The sequence below is a fragment of the Bradyrhizobium sp. USDA 3311 genome (assembly GCF_054062495.1).
In genome coordinates, this window is the sequence record NZ_JBSSFI010000001.1 from 1,885,568 (window position 1) to 1,906,915 (window position 21,348).

The following is a 21,348-nucleotide window of genomic DNA, read 5'->3' on the forward strand; positions in this document are numbered from 1 at the left end:
CTCCCGATCAGACCGATTTCGGCTCGACGAACATGCGGCCCTTCATCTCCATGTGCATGGCGTGGCAGAACCAGGAGCAGTAGTACCAGTAGACGCCCGCCTTGTCGGCGCTGAACGACACCGACGCGGTCGCCATCGGCGCGACCTCCATCTGGATACCGTAGTTCACGATGCAGAAGCCGTGCGTCAGGTCTTCGACCGCATCGATGTTGGTGATGTAGACGGTGACCTGATCGCCCTGCTTGACCTGGAACTGCTCGAGCCCGAACGCCGGAGCGGTCGAGGTCATATAGACCCGCACCTTGTTGCCGTCGCGGATGATCTTGGAATCCGCCTCCAGGTTGATCCCGTCGGCCTTGGCTTGCTTGACCGCATCGGCAAACATCGGATCGGCGCGGTCCCAGATCGAGATCGGGTTGATCTTGGAACGGTGCACGATGGTGGCGTCATGCGGCTCGGCGAAGCTAGGACCGTCATGGACCAGTTTCATCTGGTCGCCCGAGATGTCGATCAACTGATCGTTCTCCGGCTTCAGCGGGCCGACGTTGAGAAAGCGGTCCTTCGAAAACTTGTTCAGCGAGATCAGCCATTTTCCGTCGGCCTCCTTGGTCTGACCCATCGAGGAGTGATTGTGGCCAGGCTGATAGTGGACGTCGAGCTTCTGGATGATGGGATCGACCTTCTCGCCCTTAAAGGCTCGTTTGGCGAGATCGATGTTCCATTTGACGACCTGGCTGTCGAGGAACAACGTCGTGTAGGCGTTGCCCTTGCCGTCGTAGGCCGTATGCAGCGGCCCGAGGCCGAGTTCGGGCTCGGCGACCACGACGTCGCGCGGTTTGATCTTGTCGTCGAACAGTTGGTCGAACAGCCGAACGTCCATCACCGTCACCGTCGGCGACAGCTTGCCTGCCGCGACGATGTGGATGCCGTCGGGCGCGGTATTCATGCCATGCGGATTGTTCGACACCGGAACGTAGCGCGTGTAGGGCGAGCCCTTGCGACCGTCGATCACGGGCACGCCGTTCATTTCCTTGAAATCACCCTTCTTCACTGCCTCCTCGATCCGCTTGAGGTTGAAGATGACGACCCAGTCCTGCTCGTTGGCGGTCATCTCGGCCAGAGTGACGCCTTCTTCGGCGTTGTAACAGGTCGAGAAGCAGTATTTGCCTTGGTAGTCGGAATCGACGTTGTCGAGATTGCCGCTAACCATCACCTGCCAGGCCACTTTCATGGTATCGCCGTCGAGCGCCGTGAAGATGGAGTGATATTCCTTCGGGTTGTCGAGAACCTTGCCGTCGTTCGGCAGCGGAACGCCGTCTTCCCCGTTGCAGAACACATATCCGGTTCGTGGATACTTCTGTAGCCGAAGGCCGTGGACGGTGTGCTGATTCGGCAGTTCGATAATCTTGTCGCACTTCATGACGTCGAGCCGCACCCGCGCCACGCGGCTGTTGGCCTTGTCGTTCATGAAGGCGTAGCGGCCGTCGTAGGTGCCATCCGTGAAGGAGACGTGCGGATGGTGGAGGTCGCCGTTCATGAACGTGCCGCCACGGTTCTTGAGGAATTCGCGGGTTGCCGGCTGCATCCCTTCTGTCAAAACCTTCAGGCTTTCGTTGGTCTGGCCCCAGCCGGTCGCGCTGCAGCGGTTGAAGACCGGAACGCGCATCAGTTCGCGCATCGAGGGGAGCCCGATGATCCGCATCTCGCCGGATTGGCCACTCGAAAAGAAGACGTAATATTCGTCGAGCTCGCCCGGCGCGACTTCGGTCTTCTGCACGGCCGGACGTGCCGGCGGTGCCTTGGGTGCGGCAGATTTGGTCTGCGCGTCGGCGGTCGAGACGAAGCCCGCGCCGTCCTTCGTCACCACCGCCCCGCCGGCAAGTCCCACGCCCGCAGCGGCCGCCGTGGTCCCCAGCAGCGTTCGCCGGCTGACGCCCTTGATGTTGTCGCTGTCGCTCATGATTGCCTCCTCGGCTTTCGGTTCAGGTTGCAGATGGCGTGATGGCGTCGACTGGCGACGCGCCGACGGGTTTTCCCCCGGCTGTGATGATTGTGTTCGGTCCTTTGCCGCCTGATCGCATCGAAGGCGACGACATGGCCATCCGCTTCTCGCGCTTCAGCCGCACCTGGATCATGTGCGGGCAGCGGTGGTCATCGAAATAGAGTTCCTGGCAGTGCATGCAGTAGATGCACTCGTTGACGTTGATGTGACCTTCCGGATGGATCGCTTGCACGGGGCATTCATTGGCGCAGCGCTGGCAGGGCGAGCCGCATTCCGGCCAGCGTCGCAGCCATTCGAACATCCGGATGCGGCCGGGAATCGCCAGCGCCGCGCCGAGCGGGCACATGTAGCGGCAGAAGAAGCGCTCGACGAACAACCCCGCCGCGAGGAGGGTCAGGGCGTAGACGACGAACGGCCATTCCCGCGCGAACTTCAGAACGATCGAAGTCTTGAAAGGTTCGACCTCGGCAAGTTGCTCGGCAAACGCCGTCGAGTAGAGCGACATGCCGAACAGGCCGAGGAAGATGATGTACTTGATCGGCCACAGCCGTTCGTGAAGGCCCCAGGGAACGCGGTACTGCGGGACCTTGAGCGCCTTGGCAGCGTTGTTGAGCAATTCCTGCAGGGCGCCGAACGGGCAGAGCCAACCGCAGAACGGTCCGCGCCCCCAGAAGAGAAGTCCCGCCGCGATGGAGGCCCAGAGAAGGAAAATCAGCGGCGCGGAGAGGAAATACTCCCAACTGAACCCGGTCAGCAGGGAGTTCGTGAAGGTCAGGACGTTGACCACTGAAAGCTGAGCGTTCGCATACCATCCCAGCCAGACGAGAATGAACAGCAGATAGAAGCGGCGGACCCACGTGTACACCGCCGGACGACGGACCAGAAAATTCTGGAAGAAGAAGATCAGCGTCAGCGCGCCGAGCGCCAGCATCGCTGTGCCGATCTTGAGGGCGTCCGCGCGCCATATCCGCATCCACAACGGATCCTCGTCGGTCGTCGGCACGCGGGCTTCGGGGGCGGCGGCCGGCGACGACTTTGCGGTCGGCGCCGCTGCCGCTGCGGCCGGCCGAACCGGCGCTTCGCGCTTGAGATAGATTTCGGGAAGTGTGTATCCAAGATCGAAGGTGACCCAGGCCTTGTCCCGTGCGCCGACGACGCGCTGCACCAGGAGCTGCAGCGCCCACGGCTCGGTCGGATCGAACGCGAAGTCGGCCGGCACGATGAACAGCGCAATTTCGGGAAAATCCGGCGCGCCGTCGGCCGCCAGGCTACCCAGTCGGGTATGGTCCCGATCGCGGAAACGGATGCTGTTGGTTTCCTGGATCAGCTCGATCCGGTCGAAGATTCCACCCCGAACGTAGGCGGCCCCTTTGAAGGAATAACGGCCGGCACCGGCGACGACGAGCGCCTGCTGGCCTGGCTTCAACCTGCCGGCCAGCCGACCGTAGCTCTCGTCGCCCAGCAGGCTGCGGCCGATGGTCGGCACCGCGACGTCCGCGACATAGAGATCGATGAAGCTGTCGTCCGGAGCGCCTTCCTCCGGGCGCGCTGCGGCGACCGCATTGCCCGATTTCTCGAAGGCCTGGTTGATATCGGCGACGGAGAGGGTTAGCCGCCGGACCGAGCCGTCGCCGACCAGGGTCTGCCAATCGCGGACTTCGCTCTTGGCCGCGTCGATGGCCTTCGTAGCTCGCGGCCCGGCCGCCGCAACCGGGCTGCCCTGAGCGCCGAGGCGGCCGCTCCGGATCAGCTTGGTGGCGGATCGAACGATGCTGTCGCCGATCACCAGAACGGTTACGGTTGCGCCGCTGACGATGTCGACTTGGGGCGCCGGCGCAGCCCCGCGGGCGACGCTCCCCAGGTCGGCGCCGATCAGCTTGTTGACGGCCTCCAGAATGCGCTTTTCGGGGATGCCCACCAGCACGATGGGCTCCTTGTGCTCGACCAGCTTGAGGCCGGTCAGCACACCTTTCGGATCGATGCCAACGAGCATCTGGATCGGTTTTCCGGAATAGCCGACCGCATTGGCGAAATCGGAATTCAGGTACACGAAGCCCTGCAATTGATCGCCGCGATAGGCCGGTATGATAGGCGGCTCGCCCTGCGGGGGACCGAAACGGTCGGCGCCCGGGAAGAAGTCGGCAGGGGCAATCTTCGACAGGTAACCGTTCAGGTCGGCAGCGGACGCGGTGCCGAAGGACGACACGCAAAGCAACGCCAACGCGAAGAGTGCGCGCGCCGCTTGGGTTAGAAAATCCGGAACAACATGCGTTCTTTGGAGCATGGGACCTCGAACGTGAACGCCGCGACCGACCGGGCCGCGCGCTCCTATTTCTTCCGAAGTCGCCGTTGACGCAGGAACTTGATCGGATAGATGCTACGCTGTCAACCGAAAGAGTGTTTGCGCTGGATCAAGCTCGCCAATTGTTCCGTGAGGATCTCGTCATGCCGTTGCTACGAACTTCGCTGCTGATGAGCGAGCCGGCCGGAACGCTCGAGTCGCTCGACGAGTTGTTCGCTCTCGCCAACGCCATGGAAGAGGAGGCTGCGAAAAGATACTCCGCGTTGGCGGAGGAGATGCGACGGCAGAACAAGGATGCCCTGGCCGAGGTCTTCGCTAACCTCGCCGCCGCTGAGCGCGAACATGTCGACAGCGTCGCAAGATGGTCACAATCGCGCCGCGGCAAGGCGCCGGATCCGGCGCTGGTTCGATGGGAGGCGCCCGAAACCTTCGACGCCGAGACGGCAAGGGAGATCGAAACCTCCCGGCTGACGACCCCCTACCGCGCTTTGGCCATGGCGGTTCGCAACGAGGAACGCGCCTTCGCATTCTGGTCCTACGTCGCCGCCTATTCCCGGGATTTGGAGATCAAGCAGGCCGCCGAAGCCATGGCGCGTGAGGAACTCGGACATATCTCGACACTGAGGAAGGAACGGCGTCGCGCCTACCATAAGGAGCATGAGCAAACCGAACGGAGGGGGCGCGACGATTCGGCCGTGATGCAGATCGATGCGCGCGCACTGGAGCTCCGTCTCGCAGCGCAGCTTGCCGACTTGGAACGCGGTCTCGCCGGGGCTGCAGCGGTCCGCACACGGGAGCTTGTTGAAGAGACGATGCAGATGTCCGAGAAAGCCGAGGGCATCGGGAAATTCCCGGTGTCACTCGAACAGCGCGACGCGGAGACGATCTCGGAAGCGCTGGCCGACGGCTACCTGGAGAGCGCCGAAAGCGCCAGCGATCAAACCCAGGTCGTGCTGCTACAAGAATTGGCGGAAGGGGCCATCGCTCGCTTAGCGTGGTTGCGCTCGTTGACGGTGGCGTGAAGGTTGAATGCGACGTCGTTCGTCTCCGTGCCCGGTCCTGGCCGTACGCCATCGGTTTCCTGGTCGCGCGAAGTCGATCCGACAGGCCCACGAATCCGGCTACGCGTTATGGCAGGCAATTGCTCTACCGTCCGCGCCGGCAGACCGAAGCTCGGGAACGTCGACCAGGCAGCGATGGCTGGCTATCGGGCAACGTGGGGCGTAGGCGCAGCCGCTTGGCCGCTTGAAGAGGCTTGGCGGTTCACCCGTTTCGATCGCGCCGAGAATCCGCTTGGATGGGTCCGGCTTCGGAATTGCCGCCACCAGCGAACGTGTATAGGGATGGCGCGGATCGTCCAAAACCGTCCGCGTTGCGGCCTGCTCCACGATCCGCCCCATATACATCACCGCAACGCGATTGCTGATTTGTCCGATGACGCCGAGGTCGTGGGAGATGAACAGCATCGACAGTCTCAGCTGCTCACGCAGATCCATCATCAGATTGAGCACCTGGGCCTGCACGGACACGTCGAGGGCTGAGACCGGCTCGTCGGCGATCACGATGGACGGTGAGGGAAGAATTGTTCGTGCGATGCCGGCCCGTTGCCGCTGCCCGCCGCTCAGTTCGTACGGATAGCGCGCGGCGAAAGACGGATCCAGGCCGACCGCCGTCAGCGTGGCGGCGATCGCCGCGCTGCGCTCGGCGCGACTGGTGAAGAAACCATTGATATCGCCAGCCTCCGCGACCGAGTCTCCGATCGACCGCCGCGGGTTGAGCGATGCATAGGGATCCTGGAAGACCATCCGGATGTTCAGGCGCATGTTGCGAAGGCTGGCGCCCGTCATGTCCGTTCCCTTGAAGCTGATGGTGCCGCTGTCGGGCCGGGCCAGCCCCACGATGGACCGGCCCAGCGTGGTCTTGCCACAGCCTGACTCGCCGACGATCCCGAGCACCTCACCCTCTGCCAGCGACAGCGACACACCATCCACCGCCCGCACCTGATATTTTCGGCCGGCGCGCTTGACGCTGAAGGAGACCTCAAGATCCCGAATGTCGAGGACGGTGTTTCCGTTCATCGCGGTCCCCCGCCGTCCAGGGGAAAGGCGCAGAGCACCTCGTGTCCGCGAGAAACTTCCGCGCGCGGTGGGGCCGCCGTGCGGCACGACGCACGCACCGCTGCGCACCGTGAGGCAAAGACGCAGCCAGCGCCGACCGTGCCGGGCGCCGGCGGCTGGCCCGCTATGGTTGGCAGGCGGCGCGCGCCGGAATTCCGCGACGGCATGCAGTCCATCAGTCCGCGCGTGTAGTGGTGGCGCGGTCTGCCGAACAACGCCTCGACGCCGGCGGTCTCCACGATCCGGCCCGCATACATGACCGACACGCGATCGGCGAGCTGCGCGATCACCCCCATGTCGTGGGTGATGAACAACATCGCCATGTCGAGGCGGTTGCAGAGCTCGCGCAGCAGCCCGAGAACCTGCACCTGGATGGTGACATCCAGTGCCGTGGTCGGTTCATCGGCGATTAGAACCTGAGGCCTGCAGGCCAGCGCGATCGCGATCATGACCCGCTGGCGCTGGCCGCCGGACAATTGATGCGGATACGCCGACAGCTGCATTGCGGGATCGGGCATGCGCACCAGCTCGAGCAGTTCGCGCGCCCGGGCGATCGCCGGGGGACCGGAAGATCGATCATGCACGCGCACGGCTTCGGCGATCTGATCGCCGATCCGACGAACCGGGTTAAGCGAGGTCATCGGCTCCTGAAAGATCATTGCCATCCGGCCGTGGCCCGCTTCGACGCGCTGCCAGGGCTGCAGCTGCGTCACGTCGCAGCCCTCCAACAGGACCCGGCCGGCCCGGATCCGCGGGCCGGGCTGCGGCAGCAATCCCATCACCGCAAGCGAGGTCATGCTCTTGCCGCAGCCGGATTCGCCGACGAGGCCGAGGATTTCGCCCTTGCCAAGTTCGAAGGACACGCCGGCGACGATGTCGACCGGTGTGGTCTCCGAGCCCAATGACACCGTAAGGTCGCGAACGGACAGCACGATCTAGCCCTTCTCGCTAAAGACCTGACGGAACCGGGGATCGAGACGATCGCGCAGTGCATCGCCGACCAGGTTGAGCGAAAATGCAGTCGCCACGATCATCATGCCCGGAAAGAACAGCAGCCACGGGGCTCGGGTGATGAAGGTGCGCGATTCCGCCAGCATGTTGCCCCAGCTCGGAATCTCCGGCGGAGCGCCCAGGCCCAGGAAATCGAGCGATGCCGCGCCAAGCTGCGCGAACGCGAAGACGAAGCTGGCCTGCACAAGAAGCGGTGAGATCAGGTTCGGCAAGATGTGCTTGCCGATGAGCCATGCCGTTCCGGCGCCCATGCTGCGGGATGCCTCGACATAGGTCTCCACGCGCAAGCGCAGCGTCAGACCGTAAACGATGCGCGTCGTCGTCGTCATGTAGCCGAGCCCGATCGCCAGAATGGCATTGGCCACGCTCGGGCCGAGGACGACGATCAGCCCAAGTGCGAGCAGCAGACTCGGGAATGCCATGAGCACATCGACCAGGCGCATCAGCAGGTGACCGAGCCGGGGGAACAGGGCGGACAGAACGCCGATCGGCACGCCCGTCGCAAGCGCGAACACGACCACGCCCGAACCGATCAGGAGCGCCATGCGCGCCGAGTGGATGACGCGTGACAAGGTGTCCCGGCCAAATTGGTCGGTACCGAACCAATGAAGCGCGTTCGGAGGTGTCAGACGGATCGATGGGTCGATGGCGTAGGGATCGTAAGGTGCGAGCCAGGGCGCGAAAGACGCGGCGAGCACGGTCCCCAGCAGGATGCCGAGCCCCACCAGCGCGATCGGGCGCGCGACGAACGGCTTCAGCCAAAGGGTCGCGCCGGCGCGGCTCATTGGAGTTCGACCCGCGGATCGAGCAGGCGATAACTCAGATCGACGATCAGGTTGATCAGGAGATACACGACGACGATGACCAGAATGACGCCCTGGATCACCGGATAGTCCCGGCGGAGGATCGACTGTACGACGAGGCGGCCGATACCCGGCAGGGCAAATACGGTTTCGGTCACCACCGCTTCGGACAGCAGCGCCGCGAAGGTGAAGCCGAATGCCGAGACCACCGCCAGGAGCGCGTTGCGCAGGATGTGCCGAACCACGACCTGCCAGGGTCGGATGCCCTTTGCACGCGCCGTGCGCACGTAATCCTCGCGGGAGACGTCGAGCATGCTGGCGCGCGTCAGCCGCAGAATAAGCGCGGCATTCGGCGCTGCAAGCGCCAGGCTCGGGAGGACGAGATAGCGGAGATTGACGAGCCCGCCTTCGAAGATCGATGGATAACCGGAGCTCGGAAACCAGCCAAGCCACGCGGCAAAGATCAGGATCAAATAGAGCCCGACCCAGAACGTGGGAATCGAGGCCATCAGCATCGCCGCGCCGGATAGCCCCTGGTCGAGCCAGGTGCCGTGCCGAACCGCCGCGATCATGCCGATCGGCACGCCGATGAGCGTAACCCAGATCATCGTCATGGTGGCGAGCAAGGCGCTGGTCTCGGCACCGTCGGCAATCACCGACAGCACCGGCGCCTGGAAGAAGATCGACCGTCCGAGGTTGCCCTCGAGCACATGGCCGATCCAGGTCAGATATTGCAGGATGATCGGTTGATCGAGACCGAGCTGGTGTCGCAGAGCGTCGATCTGATCGGGGGTCGCGGTGTCACCGAGCAGGACGTAGATGGGATCGCCCGGAACGATATGGATGAAGGCAAAGATGATAACGGACGCCGCCAGAAGCGTCACCGCCGTCGTTCCCGCGCGCTTGAGTGCGTAAGACCACATGTGATTGTGCGGCTGATCAGCGGCGATGATGCGCGCCGGTGACGGCGCTCGACATTCCCAGCGGTCTCATTGCCCGTCCTTACTTCGTGGACACATTCCAGAACACGGGACCGTTCGGGTTCAGTCCCTTCAACTTCGGAGAAGCGATGTCATAGGTGTAGGCATCGCCCACTTTCATGACCGGCACCTGGTCGTAGATCAGCGATTGGATCTTGTCCCATGTCGCCTTGCGTGCGGTCGGATCGGTCGATTTGATCAGCTCGGCCCGAAGCGAACTGATCTCGGGACTGTCCCACCACCCGGGATAACTCGCATTCAGGAACGTGAGGAGCAGCGGATCGGGCGAGAACGAATGGTGGGTGACAAAGATGTCCCACTGCTCCGGCTGGCCTCGCATCTTCAGAAGCGTCGCCCAATCGACGACCATCATCTGAACATTGATCCCGGCGTCGGCCAGTTGGCGAGTGAAGACGGAGGCTTCGTCGTAGTGCGCCTGATAGTTTGTCGAGACCAGAAGGCGGATCGGAGCCCCCGTGTAGTCCGCCTCCTTGGCGAGCTCCTTGGCCTTCTTTGGATCGTGCGGGCTGTAGCCGGAAACGCCTTCCGCCGAGTACCAGGGCGTGCCCTTGGGAAAGATCGATCCCTCGGCGTTCCACAGGTCCTTGGAGCCGAAGGCGACGCGCAGGGCCTGCGACTTGTCCAGCGCGGTCTGGATGGCGCGGCGGAGCTTGTAGTTGTCCTTCAGGATTCCCTGCTTCGAGTTCATGAAGAAAAGGCCGAAGATCGGCGCGTTCGTACGCTGCACCTGGACCGATTGGTCCTTGCTCAGGGACTCGTACAGATCGCCAGAGATCATTTCCGCATAGTCGTAGTCGCCGGCTTGCACGCCGCTCACGCGGGTGCCGACGTCCGGGACCGGAATGAACCGGATCTTGTCGAAGATGGCGATGCGGGCGCCGGCGAACCCGTCGCCCTTTTCCTTCACCGGCTTGTAGCCATCGAATTTCTCCACCTCGACATAGCGGTTCGGCCTCCACTCCACGAACTTGTAAGGCCCGGTACCGATATAGTCCTTCTGCTCGATCGGCCGGTTGCCGGCATTGGCGGCGATTTCTTCCGGATAGATCGCAAGGCCACCATTGACGTCCGCAATGAGGTTCTTCCAGGCGCCGTTCGGCGCGGACAATTTCAGCGTGACTTCGTACTTTCCCGTCGCTTCGACCGACGTGGCTGCGGCCATCAGGAGCTTGCCGCGCGCACCGAAGTTGCCCCACCGCGTCAGCGAGGCGGCCACGTCCTTGGCGGTCATCTCCTTGCCGTTGTGGAAGGGAACGCCTTCGCGGAGCTTGATGACGATGGTCTTGCCGCCGTCTTCCTCGCGGTCGCTCTCGGCCAGCATCGGGCGCGGCGTATAGGTCGAGTCCAGCGCATACAGTGTTTCGAAGATGTGGCGGCCGATGACCGAGGCGACGTCGGCAGTCGTCAGCATGACGTCAAGTGGCGGCGGTTCGCCGATGGTGGCTTCGCGAAGCAGGGTGGCCGCGCTGGCGTGTGCATTGAGAAACAATGCGGCGGCGATCCCAACAGCGCCACGCATCAAGACACTGAGGTCGCATCTCATGATCGCCCCTCCCACCTTGTTTCAGCCGCCTGCCTTCACCTGCAGGGGATGCGCCCTCAGGCGTTGACCCGGCGGCGCGTTATCGTTTGTTTGAAAGTTACATACAGAATATGCTAAGTTTCAAGTAGAAAATTGCGGTAGACTGCCGATCTGTCGATACGTGGATTGATCGAGGCTGAAGGTTTCTTACGACGATCTCCTGGTCAAGGGCGCAGGTTAATCCGACTTGAGGAAGGGCGCGCATGCCGCGTGCGAAGCGAATTCACCCGGCGAAAGCCGCGGGGACGGCAGTCTCGACCCCGTCGCGTCGCGACGCGTTCGTGGCCGGCGACATCATCTCTGTCATCAGACAGAGTGCTCCGAGTCTCAGCCCCTCGGAGCAGCGTGTTGCCATGGCGCTGCTGGCCGACGTCGAGTTTGCCATTCACGCGAGCAATGCGGAGCTGGCTCGCAGCGCGCGTGTCAGTGAGCCGACAGTGACCAGGTTCAGCCGCTCCGTCGGCTGTCGCGGCGTCCGTGACCTCAAGGTGAGGCTGGCTCAAGCCATGGCGGTTGGGCGGATTTACGTTGAGCTGCCCCCGCATGTCGGCACGGATCTGGCGCGCCCCGCTCTCTGGCGGTCGGTGTTCCAGGAAATTCGTCGCGCAATCGCTGCTGCCGAAGAGGGACTACGGAAGGAGGACATCGAGAGGGCTGCCGAAGCCATCTCGCGCTGTTCGAAACTTGCAGCCTTCGGCGTGGGCGGCGGCTCGACCCTTGCGGCGATGGAGGTCCAGAATCGCTTCTTTCGTCTCGGGATCGCCGTCTCTCACACCTCCGACCCGAGCTTGATGCGCATGATCGCGGCGACCCTTGGCGAGGAGGATGTCGTCGTCGCCATCTCGACCACGGGTGCAGCGAGCGAGGTGATCGAGGCAGCCGGTATCGCCAAGCAATACGGCGCCCTGGTCGTCGCGATTACCAGGCCGCAAAGCAGGCTGGCCTCAATCGCCGATATTGCGCTCGGGGTGCACGTGCCCGAAGCGCCCGATGCGCTCAAGCCGACCGCGTCGCGCTATGCCCTTCTCGCGGCCATCGATCTGCTCGCCGCGTCGACGGCCTATTGCAAGCCGCTCGAAGCCCAGACACGGATGCGACGGATCAAATACGAGTTGCTGAAAGGGACGGACGGAAATTCAAATGGGCCGCTCGGCGACTGAAGGGCACTGCCGGCACATGCCAACTGTTGCGCTGCTGACGCTCTCAGCGCAGGCTCGGGCCCTTGCTCAAACGTGCGCGTCGTAGATTTGGATGTCGGGACGAGCAAATCGGACAATCTGCGCGATCAGAGCGGTCGTCATTTTGGAGCGAGCCGGTAGAACTCAAGCCTGTAACAGTGGGCTCGTGTTGGAACGGCATGGAAAACATTGAGTCTGTTAGTCGTTCGGTAGCCAAGATGCTCTCGAGAGAGCATCTTGGCTTCGCAAGGGTACGACGCGTTTCGTCGCCTTTATCTTTGACGACGACGGCAATACGCCTTGGTCGGTCCGGGCCGATGGCTGTTGAGCGGTTGGGGCTAGCTGCAGCTCAGCGGCAACGGCTGGTTGGGATGCAACTCGTACCAATCATAGCAATCCGGATAGGCGCCGTAGAATCCATATCCGGGCCGGTAGCGGCCGAAGTGGTGAAACGCGTGCTGGCGGAGACCGTCGGCATGACCGCCGAAGCCGAGGTGCTCGCCGCCGAAGCCGCCCTCATGCCCCATGCCGCCGAAATGCGCGCCGCCGCCAAAGCCCGCATGTCCACCGCCGAAGCCGCCACCGCCAAAGCCGCCGTGGCCGCCACCTCCTCCACCGTGCGCGTCGGCCGCGCCGATCGCGAGCGTCGAGGCGAGCGCTGCTGTTGCCAGAATCATGATGGCTCGTTTCATGGAAAACTCCTCTCGTGTTGGGCTGCCCGGTCATCCCTGAGGCCCGCTGCCGGATCGTGCTGTGCGCGCGAGGCTGCTGATGACCGGGCGTGTGATGCAGGAGAGGTAGGTGCGCCGCGCGGCAATCCAACTGAATTCGGCGTCAGACATCGGGCGCCGCGCGCGAAGGTGAACGCGCCGCGCGTGGTGGCGGCGCACGCAAGAGAGCGGGCTGAATCGAACAGCCCGCTCCCTGTCATTCGATGTGAAGCGCCCGGCGGAGCCATCCGGCCGGCCGCGTTGGTGCAATCAGAAGCTGCCCGTGCCCGGCTCGCAAGGCACGTTGTTGCCGGTCCACGGCGCGGTGGCAAAGGCGCCGACGCGCGGTGCCGGAATGCAGGCGCGTTCGCCCGGATAGAATGGCGCGCTCGTCGCGACCGTATCGGCTTCCACCGCGGGCTGCTGTACGACGCGATGGTGCTCGCGCGCCATGACGGGGCCGCCCAGCATGGCGGCTGCGATCAATCCCATCGACAACAGTTTGGACGTGGTCATTCGCTCTCTCCATTGATGACATCAGGCCGAACCAAGCCGGCTCGTCATCGACGTGTGAACGATCAGTCGCGATTCAAACGCACGATTTGCTCACCGCAGTTCAACCGCCCGTGACCCGAAGCGGCGTCGCAACCACGATCGTGCGAATGCATAACATCCGTGGCCCCTGAAACTACAGCGCGTGCGTTGACGGCATATGTTCGATCCAGCGCAGTTGGCAGCGGAGCCCGGAAGATGATCACGACATTGGCAACACGCATCGCCCTTGCACTGGCGCTGCTCGCGAGGCGCGCGGTCCGCACCATGAATTGCAATTCAATGGTGCCCCATGCGACGCGAGCCTATCCTGTACCGCAGCGAGTGGCCGGCGTCAGGCGGCATCAGGGCCGCGCGTTCGACGCGGGCGGGCATTGAGCATGACACCGCGTGCCGCTGAACCCTCGCTTCCTCACCGCGCGCCGAAACGGCGTGCGGAACGCGGAACGAGGATCATGAACCGGATTCTCCTGATCGAGGACGACGCCGAGACCGCCGAGGCAATTGTCGCCGAGCTCGTCGATCGCGGGTTCGAGGTGCAATGGGCCGGCGATGGCGTCGACGGTCTCGACCGCGCGCGCACATCGAGCCCCGATGCCATGATCGTCGATCGCATGCTGCCGGGAATGGACGGGCTGGCCGTCATCGAGGCGCTACGCAAGGACCAGGTCAGGACGCCCGTGCTGGTCCTGAGCGCGCTCGGCGCGGTTGACGACCGGGTGCGCGGATTACGCATGGGCGGAGATGATTATCTCACAAAGCCGTTCGCGATCATCGAGCTGGTCGCGCGGATCGAGGCGCTGCTGCGCCGTCCGACCGACAGCCGCGAAACCATCCTGCATGTCGGGCCGCTCGAGATCGACCTGATCGAGCGGACCGCGCGACGCGGCGAGCGCGAGCTCGAACTGTTGCCGCGCGAATTCCGCCTGCTCGAATACATGATGCGCCGGAACGATCAGTTGCTGACGCGCGCGATGCTGCTCGAGGAGGTCTGGAATTACAAGTTCGTCCCGGCGACCACGAACCTGATCGATGTGCATATGGGCCGGCTCCGTCACAAGGTCGACGGTCCCGGAGAGGTGCAGCTGATCCACAACGTCCGAGGCTCCGGCTTCGTTCTGCGTTCGCGGCTATAGGGGCGCAAGATGCACCAGAGCCAGCTGATCCGCTCCAGCACGTTCCTCTGGGCCCTGGCCGTGGCGGCCGCCTTCGCGCTGTTCGTGGTCGGCCTGTTCGCGTTCATCTACTGGAAGCTCGACGACTATCTGGTCGCGCGATCCGATCGCATGATCACCACACGGATTCACTTCATCGCAGACCTGCCGCCGGCCCGCCGCATAAGCGCGATCGCGGATCATCTCGAGCAGGATTCCAGGGGCGTGCAATACGCGGGACTGTTCGATGCTGCTGGCACGAGGCTGGCCGGCAACATCGACCATTTGCCGCGCGAGCTGGGGCTTGATGGCGCGGTGCAGGGCGTGCGGCTCGATCTGTTCGAAAAGCCGGCAGCCCACGTTCCGGTCGTCAGGGCGGTCGGCAGACGTCTCGATGGCGGCGATGTCTTGGTGATGGGACGGAACGTCGATGAGACGCGCGAGATATCGAGCGTGGTGGGGCAGGCGCTGGCCCTGGGCTTGCTGCCGGCCTTCAGCCTCTGTCTGCTGGCTGGCGCCTGGCTGAGCATCCGCGCCCAGAGACGCGTGGAGGAGGTGAACCAACGGGTCCAGCGCATCGTGGCCGGCGAGCTGCGCGAGCGGCTCCCGGAGGGCGGAACGGACGATCCATTCGCGCGGCTGGCCGGGATCGTCAACGGCATGCTCGACGAGATGGAGACGATGATCAACGCGCTCGCCGGCGTCGGCAATGACATCGCCCATGATCTCAGGACGCCGCTCACGCGCGTCCGCCTGGCGCTGGAGCGCGGGCGCACGCATGCGGCAACGCTGGAGGACCTCCAGGAGATTACCGACAAGGCGATCGCCGGTATCGACCAGTCGCTCGCGATCGTCACCGCCCTGCTGCGTCTGACCGAGATTGAGAACAGCCGTCGCATGGCCGGCTTTGGCGAGGTCGCGCTCGACGAGATCCTGCGGGAAGTGTGCGACGTCTACGAGCCCATCGCCGAGGACAAGCGCATCGCCCTCGGTGTCGTCATCGAGCGCAATGTGCAGGTGTGGGGCGACCGGGACCTGCTGTTCGAGGCGGTCGCCAATCTCGTGGACAATGCCGTCAAGTTCACGCCATCGGGCGGACGGGTGGAGCTCGCGCTGGAAGCGGAGGACGGCGCGGCGCTCGTGCGTGTCAGCGACACAGGCCCCGGCATCAGCGAGCAGGAGCGCGAGGCGGTGCTGCGGCGGTTCTATCGCTCCGACAAGATGCGCAACACGCCGGGCGTCGGGCTGGGGCTAAGCCTAGTGGCCGCCATCGTCAAGCTGCACGGCTTCCGGCTGATCGTCGGTCCCGCGCCCGGAGGGCGGATCGAGATCCTCGCCTGGACCAGACGGGCGGACAAGGCCGCCACCTGCCGGTCCCGGACATTGCGGCACGCAGACGCCGACCTGATGGGATGAGCCGAATGATGCGCAATGCCTTCGAGATCGATCAGCCGGCCTGGAGTGTGGGAGTGACAGATGCAAATTAGCCACGAAGTTGCGAGGAGTGCTTCCGTCGCCGCTGCGGGCGCAGCGGTATCGGCACCGTTCCTCAGCGCGTATTCCGCGGCCATCAGACGCTACGAACTGCTCGAGCCAGGTCAGGAGCAGCAGCTGGCACGTCGCTGGCACGAGACACGAGACCGCGGCGCAGCCGACGCGCTCGTCACCAGCCATCTCCGGCTCGCCGCCAAGCTGGCGCGCGGCTACAAGGGATACGGACTTCCGATGGTCGACCTGATCGCGGAAGCGAATCTCGGCCTCGTCATCGCAGCGTCACGCTTCGAGCCCGGCCGCGGCGCGCGTTTCTCCACCTATGCGATCTGGTGGATCAAGGCCGCCATTCACGAGTACATCCTGCGCTCCTGGTCCCTGGTCAAGATCGGGACGACGGCTGCGCAGAAGAAGCTGTTCTTCAGGCTCCGCAGCGAGATCAGGAAAGCCACCGGCAGCGTGATGTCAGGGCTCACGCCTGACGTCGCCGAATTGATCGCCGGGAAGCTCGATGTGACCGCGCGTGAGGTGATCGAGATGGATGCGCGGCTCAATGGCGACATGTCGCTGAACGCGCGCGTCGGTGGCGAGGAAAGCGGAACCGAGCTGGAAGCCTTGCTGGTCGATGGGGCGGTCGACGCCGAGACGATGCTCGCCGATCACGAGCAGACGGAGCGGCGTGCCAAAGCCTTGCGGGTTGCGCTGGGCAGGCTTGCGGCGCGGGAGCGTCATGTCTTCGAGGCGCGGCGGCTGACGGAATGCCCCGCGACGCTCGATCAGTTGGCCCGCGAATTGTCCATCTCCAGCGAACGGGTTCGACAGATCGAGATTCGTGCCTTTGCCAAGGTCAAGCGGGCCGTGATGCTCGCCGCGCAGGATGCGCCACGCGCCGCCGTATGCAACGTCTGAATTCGTTTTCATTTGAACGGAGCTCCGACCGTCCTCACCTGTCCGAAGATCCCGCGTCCCTCGCTCCAGGCAGACCACCATGGGAATTGTTCGCTTCGCACTACGGCTTCCGCACACATTTTATGTGCTTGCCGCGCTGATCCTGTTTCTCGGCGGGATCGCGATCCGGTCGATGCCGACGGATATTTTCCCAGAGATTCGGATCCCCGTTGTCACGGTCATCTGGAGCTACACCGGCCTCTCGACGCCGGAGATGGAGCAGCGCGTCAGCACCTACAGCCAATATTCGATCAGCGCCAACGTCACCGGAATCAAGAATATCGAAGCACAGACCCTCAACGGCCTTTCGGTTCAGAAGATCTACTTCCAGCCGGACGTCAATCTCGATCTCGCGATCTCGCAGATCGTCTCGGCGACCAATGCCATCCGCGCTCTGATGCCGCCGGGCATCCAGCCGCCGATCATCGTGCAGTTCAATGCCTCGAGCGTCCCGGTGCTCCAGCTCAGCCTCGAGTCAAACAGCCTGAACGAGCAGCAACTCTACGATTTCGGCATCTACCGGGTCCGCCAGCAACTGGCTCCCGTTCCGGGCGTGACCCTTCCCACGCCTGCCGGCGGCAAATACCGGCAGATCATGGTCGATATCGATCCGAACAAGCTCCTGTCGCGCGGATTGACGCCGCTCGACATCGTCAATGCGGTCAACACCCAGAATCTGACGCTGCCGACCGGCACGACGAAGATCGGGGACACCCAGTACACCGTTCGAACCAATGCAACGCCGGCCACAATCCAGGATCTCAACATGATCCCGGTCAAGTTCGCCAACGGGGCCACGATCTTCCTGAAGGACGTCGCCCAGGTCCGCGACGGTGCCCAGGTCCAGCAGAATATCGTCCGCGAGGACGGCCACCGGGCCGTTTTGCTCAGCGTCATCAAGAACGGGAACGCCTCTACCCTCGCCGTCGTCAACGGCGTGAAGGCGGCCTTGACGTCGATCCGCGCGTCGGCTCCGGCGGGGCTGAAGATCAACGAGTTGTTCGATCAGTCGATATTCGTCACCCATTCGGTCAACGGCGTGCTGCGCGAAGGAGCGATTGCGGCGGGCCTGACGGCGCTGATGATCCTGGTGTTTCTGGGGTCTTGGCGATCGACGCTGGTTGTCCTGATCTCGATCCCGCTGGCGATGCTGTCCTCGCTGGTCGTCCTGTATTTTCTCGGCGAGACCCTCAACACGATGACGCTCGGCGGGCTTGCCCTCGCGGTCGGTATCCTTGTGGACGATTCGACGGTGACGATCGAGAACACGCACCGGCTCTGGACCGAAGAGGGCATGCCGTTGTCGGAAGCGACCCTGCACGGAGCCGCCGAGATCGCTATTCCGACGCTGGTCTCCACGCTCGCGATCAGTTGCGTGTTCACCTCGGTCGTATTTCTGGAAGGCCCGGCCAAATATTTGTTCACGCCGCTTGGCCTCGCCGTGGTGTTCGCGATGCTGGCGTCGTACGGATTGTCGCGGACGCTCACGCCGATCACTATCGGCCTGCTGCTGAAGGGCGAGCGGCGTCATGGCGAAGGCGGGCGATCGTCGAACATATTCGCGCGCGCCTCCGCCGCGTTCGAGCGCGGGTTCGAGCACCTGCGCGACGGCTATTCCAATCTCCTGCTGACATTGTTGCGTCGTCGCGTCATCGTGCCCGTCGTCGCCGTGCTGGTGCTGGCGCTCGGAGCCACCATGTTCGTCTATGTCGGCAGGGATTTCTATCCCCTGATCGACGGCGGCCAGATCCAGCTCCATGTTCGTGCGCCCGCGGGTACGCGAATCGAGCGGACGGAAGCGATTTTCCAGGCGGTCGAGGACAAGATCCGCGAAGTTATTCCGGAGCGCGACCGGGCGCTGATCGTCGACAATATCGGCCTCCCGGCGCGGCCCTACAATCTCGCATTCACCGACGGCTCCACGATCGGCGTGAATGACGGCACCATTCTCGTATCGCTGAAGGACGGGCACAAGCCGACTGCGGATTACATCAGGAAGCTGCGGCAGGTGCTGCCGTCGGCATTTCCGGAGGACACGTTCTATTTCCAGGCGGCCGATATCGTCACGCAAATCCTGAACTTCGGTCTCCCGGCGCAGATCGATGTCCGCACCGTCGGTTACGGCAGCAACAACCTGGCCGTGGCCAAGGAGCTGCAGAAGAGTCTTGCGGCGATCCCCGGTGTCGTCGACGCGCATCTGCAGCAGGAGGTCGATGCTCCCGCGTTCTACGCCGACATTGACCGCACTCGCGCCGCGCAATTGGGTCTCAACGCGAGCACGGTGGCGACCAATATCAATGTCAGCCTCAGTTCGTCCGCGCAGGTCTCGCCGAATTTCTGGACTGATCCGACGTCAGGCATCCCCTATTACCTGGCCGTGCAGACACCCGAATACAGGGCCAACTCGCTGAACGCCCTGGGCAACACGCCGGTGTCGGCATCGCTCGCCGCAAGCGGGCAGACGGTGCCTGGCCTCCTCAGCAATGTCGCCACCTTCAAGCGGGGCACCGTTCCGACCAATTTGAACCAGGCCAATGTCCAGCCGGTGTTCGACGTCTATGCGAGCGTCCAGGGCCGCGATCTCGGCAGCGTCGCGTCCGATATCGACAAGGTGACGTCCACCCTTCAGAGGCAACTGCAGCCCGGCAATTCGATCCAGGTTCTGGGACAGATCCAGAGCATGCATCAGTCGTTCCGCGATCTCGGGATTGGACTGCTGTTCGCGGCGATTCTCGTCTACCTGCTGATGGTCGTGAACTACCAGAATTTCGGCGATCCCTTCGTCGTCATCATGGCGCTGCCGGCGACATTCTGCGGCATCGTGACGATGCTGTTCGTCACCGGGACCACGCTGAACGTGCCCTCGCTGATGGGCGCCATCATGGCGGTCGGCGTTGCCTCCGCTAATTCCATCCTGCTCGTGACGTTCGCGCGGGACGAGCAGTTGAAGGGACATTCCGCCTTCCAGGCGGCGCTGAGCGCGGGCCGGACGAGGATCCGGCCGGTGCTGATGACCGCGGCGGCGATGATCGTGGGCATGATCCCGATGGCGATCGGCGGGCCGGGTGAGGAACAAAATGCAGCGCTCGCGCGGGCGGTCATCGGCGGCCTGCTGTTCGCAACTCCGACCACCTTGCTGATCGTGCCTTATCTCTTCGCCATGCTGCGCAAGGGCAACGACGGCAAGCCCCGCCACGGCGTATTCGAGGAGCAACCGGAATGAGTGATGTCCGCGAACGGTCCGATGACGACGAGGCAGCAGACCGCCCCGGAGCGGAGAGCCTCAGGATCGTGGAGCTGCCGGGCAAGGGCGCGCGATCCAAGCGCCGTTACGGTGGTCCGCTGCTCGGGGGAGGCGTGCTCCTGCTACTTGCGGGCGGTCTGGGCATCGGCGGCTGGCGGCACTATGAGGCTGCGCGTGAGGTCGCCGCAGTGGCAGAGCAGGTTCGGACCAACGTTCCGGAAGTTCGCGTGGCGACGGTCCAGGCCAGCGGCGACCTCATGAAGGTCACCTTGCCGGCGACGACGACCGCGTTCGAGGCTGCCAACATCTTCGCGCGGACCAGCGGCTATATCGAGAAGCGCTACGTCGACATCGGCGATCGAGTGAAGAAGGGCGATCTCCTCGTGGAAATCACCGCTCCCGAGCTGGACCAGCAGATCGCGCAGGCGCAGGCGACGCTCGCGCAGGACCAGGCCGCACTTCAGCAGGCGCAAGCGAGCCGAGAACTGGCCGACGTCACCAATTCGCGCGACAGCAATCTTGTCAAGCAAGGCTGGTTGACGGCACAACAGGGCGATAACGATCGTCTCACCCTGCGCGCACAGCAGGGCGCGGTGGGCGTCGCGCAGTCGAACATCACGGCGCAGGAGGCGCAGATTCGTGTCCTCCAGCAGGAGAAGTCCTACCAGCGCGTGGTGGCGCCGTTCGACGGCGTGGTTACGCAGCGCAACGTGGACAATGGCAGCCTGGTGCAGGCCGGGTCCACCTTCATGTTCACGATGATGCATTCCAATGTCATCCGAACCCAGGTCTTCGTGCCACAGGACGAGGCTTTCGGCGTTGCTCCGGGCGTCGATGCGGATATCCGCGTCCCCGAGATTCCGGGGCGAACGTTTGCGGGCAAGGTCACGCGGATCGCGACCGCGCTGCAACCGGGGAGCCGGACGTTGCTGACCGAGATCGACGTGCCCAACCCCGATGGCCTGCTCAGTCCCGGCATCTATTGCACGGTCGAATTATCGATCCCGCGCAGGACGCCCTCGACGACGATCCCGTCCGATGCGCTCGTCTTCGATCAGAACGGCCTCCATGTCGCGGTCGTGCGGAATGGTACGGTTCATTTTCAGCAGGTCTCGATCTCCAGGGATTTCGGCACCACGGTGGAAGTGCGCGACGGCGTGCAGCCCGGCGATCAGGTCGTGCTCAATCCTGCGGTCAATCTGGTAGAGGGTAGCAAGGTCACGGTTCGCAAGAGCGAAGTGAGTTAGGGCACC

16 protein-coding genes are annotated in these 21,348 nt (G+C 63.7%); 7 read left to right on the forward strand and 9 right to left on the reverse strand.

What is annotated here, in order from left to right:
* Positions 1-7: 7 nt before the first annotated feature.
* On the reverse strand, positions 8-1,960 hold the full coding sequence (gene nosZ, locus ACVWW6_RS08910) for a TAT-dependent nitrous-oxide reductase (protein WP_011083147.1): 1,953 nt from the start codon (positions 1,958-1,960) through the stop codon (positions 8-10).
* A gap of 22 nt (positions 1,961-1,982) precedes the next feature.
* Positions 1,983-4,286, reverse strand: a complete 2,304-nt coding sequence (locus tag ACVWW6_RS08915; protein ID WP_271556295.1) for a NosR/NirI family protein — start codon at positions 4,284-4,286, stop codon at positions 1,983-1,985.
* A gap of 161 nt (positions 4,287-4,447) precedes the next feature.
* Here ACVWW6_RS08915 and ACVWW6_RS08920 point away from each other — a divergent pair, with 161 nt between their 5' ends.
* The gene (locus ACVWW6_RS08920) at positions 4,448-5,326 is read left to right on the forward strand and encodes a ferritin-like domain-containing protein (RefSeq protein ID WP_028175314.1); all 879 of its coding nucleotides are present in this window, start codon (positions 4,448-4,450) and stop codon (positions 5,324-5,326) included.
* Positions 5,327-5,425: 99 nt separating this feature from the next.
* Here the strand turns inward: ACVWW6_RS08920 and ACVWW6_RS08925 are convergent, their stop codons facing one another.
* The 5 genes from ACVWW6_RS08925 to ACVWW6_RS08945 form a co-directional block, all read right to left on the reverse strand.
* Positions 5,426-6,382 (reverse strand): ABC transporter ATP-binding protein, encoded by a 957-nt coding sequence (locus ACVWW6_RS08925; protein ID WP_456680549.1) that lies wholly within the window; start codon positions 6,380-6,382, stop codon positions 5,426-5,428.
* Positions 6,379-7,353: an ABC transporter ATP-binding protein gene (locus tag ACVWW6_RS08930; RefSeq protein ID WP_028175312.1), complete on the reverse strand. Its 975-nt coding sequence runs from the start codon at positions 7,351-7,353 to the stop codon at positions 6,379-6,381. The genes ACVWW6_RS08925 and ACVWW6_RS08930 overlap by 4 nt, the downstream gene beginning before the upstream one ends.
* Before the next feature lie 3 nt (positions 7,354-7,356).
* Entirely contained in the window at positions 7,357-8,217 is an 861-nt protein-coding gene (locus ACVWW6_RS08935; protein WP_456680550.1) for an ABC transporter permease, read from the reverse strand.
* Positions 8,214-9,158 (reverse strand): ABC transporter permease, encoded by a 945-nt coding sequence (locus ACVWW6_RS08940; RefSeq protein ID WP_161532657.1) that lies wholly within the window; start codon positions 9,156-9,158, stop codon positions 8,214-8,216. Before ACVWW6_RS08940 ends, ACVWW6_RS08935 begins: the two co-directional genes overlap by 4 nt.
* 79 nt (positions 9,159-9,237) lie before the next feature.
* Entirely contained in the window at positions 9,238-10,779 is a 1,542-nt protein-coding gene (locus tag ACVWW6_RS08945) for an ABC transporter substrate-binding protein (RefSeq protein ID WP_456680551.1), read from the reverse strand.
* Between the two features lie 242 nt (positions 10,780-11,021).
* On the opposite strand from ACVWW6_RS08945, the gene ACVWW6_RS08950 reads away from it, so the two are divergent.
* The gene (locus ACVWW6_RS08950; protein WP_011083139.1) at positions 11,022-11,978 is read left to right on the forward strand and encodes a MurR/RpiR family transcriptional regulator; all 957 of its coding nucleotides are present in this window, start codon (positions 11,022-11,024) and stop codon (positions 11,976-11,978) included.
* 356 nt (positions 11,979-12,334) lie between these two features.
* Here ACVWW6_RS08950 and ACVWW6_RS08955 read toward each other — a convergent pair whose 3' ends face one another.
* Together ACVWW6_RS08955 and ACVWW6_RS08960 are read right to left on the reverse strand one after the other, a co-directional pair.
* Positions 12,335-12,688, reverse strand: a complete 354-nt coding sequence (locus tag ACVWW6_RS08955) for a hypothetical protein (protein ID WP_456680552.1) — start codon at positions 12,686-12,688, stop codon at positions 12,335-12,337.
* 288 nt (positions 12,689-12,976) lie between these two features.
* Positions 12,977-13,222, reverse strand: coding sequence for a hypothetical protein (locus ACVWW6_RS08960; RefSeq protein ID WP_028175308.1), 246 nt, complete (start codon positions 13,220-13,222; stop codon positions 12,977-12,979).
* Between the two features lie 491 nt (positions 13,223-13,713).
* Here ACVWW6_RS08960 and ACVWW6_RS08965 point away from each other — a divergent pair, with 491 nt between their 5' ends.
* From ACVWW6_RS08965 to ACVWW6_RS08985, 5 genes are all read left to right on the forward strand, one after another.
* Positions 13,714-14,394: a response regulator transcription factor gene (locus ACVWW6_RS08965; protein ID WP_304549461.1), complete on the forward strand. Its 681-nt coding sequence runs from the start codon at positions 13,714-13,716 to the stop codon at positions 14,392-14,394.
* A gap of 9 nt (positions 14,395-14,403) precedes the next feature.
* A complete protein-coding gene (locus tag ACVWW6_RS08970) occupies positions 14,404-15,828 on the forward strand; it encodes an ATP-binding protein (protein WP_456680553.1) in 1,425 nt (474 codons plus the stop codon).
* A 60-nt stretch (positions 15,829-15,888) separates the two neighbouring features.
* A complete protein-coding gene (rpoH, locus tag ACVWW6_RS08975) occupies positions 15,889-16,812 on the forward strand; it encodes an RNA polymerase sigma factor RpoH (RefSeq protein ID WP_456680554.1) in 924 nt (307 codons plus the stop codon).
* A 79-nt stretch (positions 16,813-16,891) separates the two neighbouring features.
* Entirely contained in the window at positions 16,892-20,074 is a 3,183-nt protein-coding gene (locus ACVWW6_RS08980) for an efflux RND transporter permease subunit (RefSeq protein ID WP_456680555.1), read from the forward strand.
* Positions 20,071-21,342 carry an efflux RND transporter periplasmic adaptor subunit gene (locus tag ACVWW6_RS08985; protein WP_456680556.1) on the forward strand — a complete coding sequence of 424 codons (1,272 nt, stop codon included), beginning with the start codon at positions 20,071-20,073 and terminating at the stop codon, positions 21,340-21,342. Before ACVWW6_RS08980 ends, ACVWW6_RS08985 begins: the two co-directional genes overlap by 4 nt.
* Positions 21,343-21,348 lie beyond the last annotated feature (6 nt).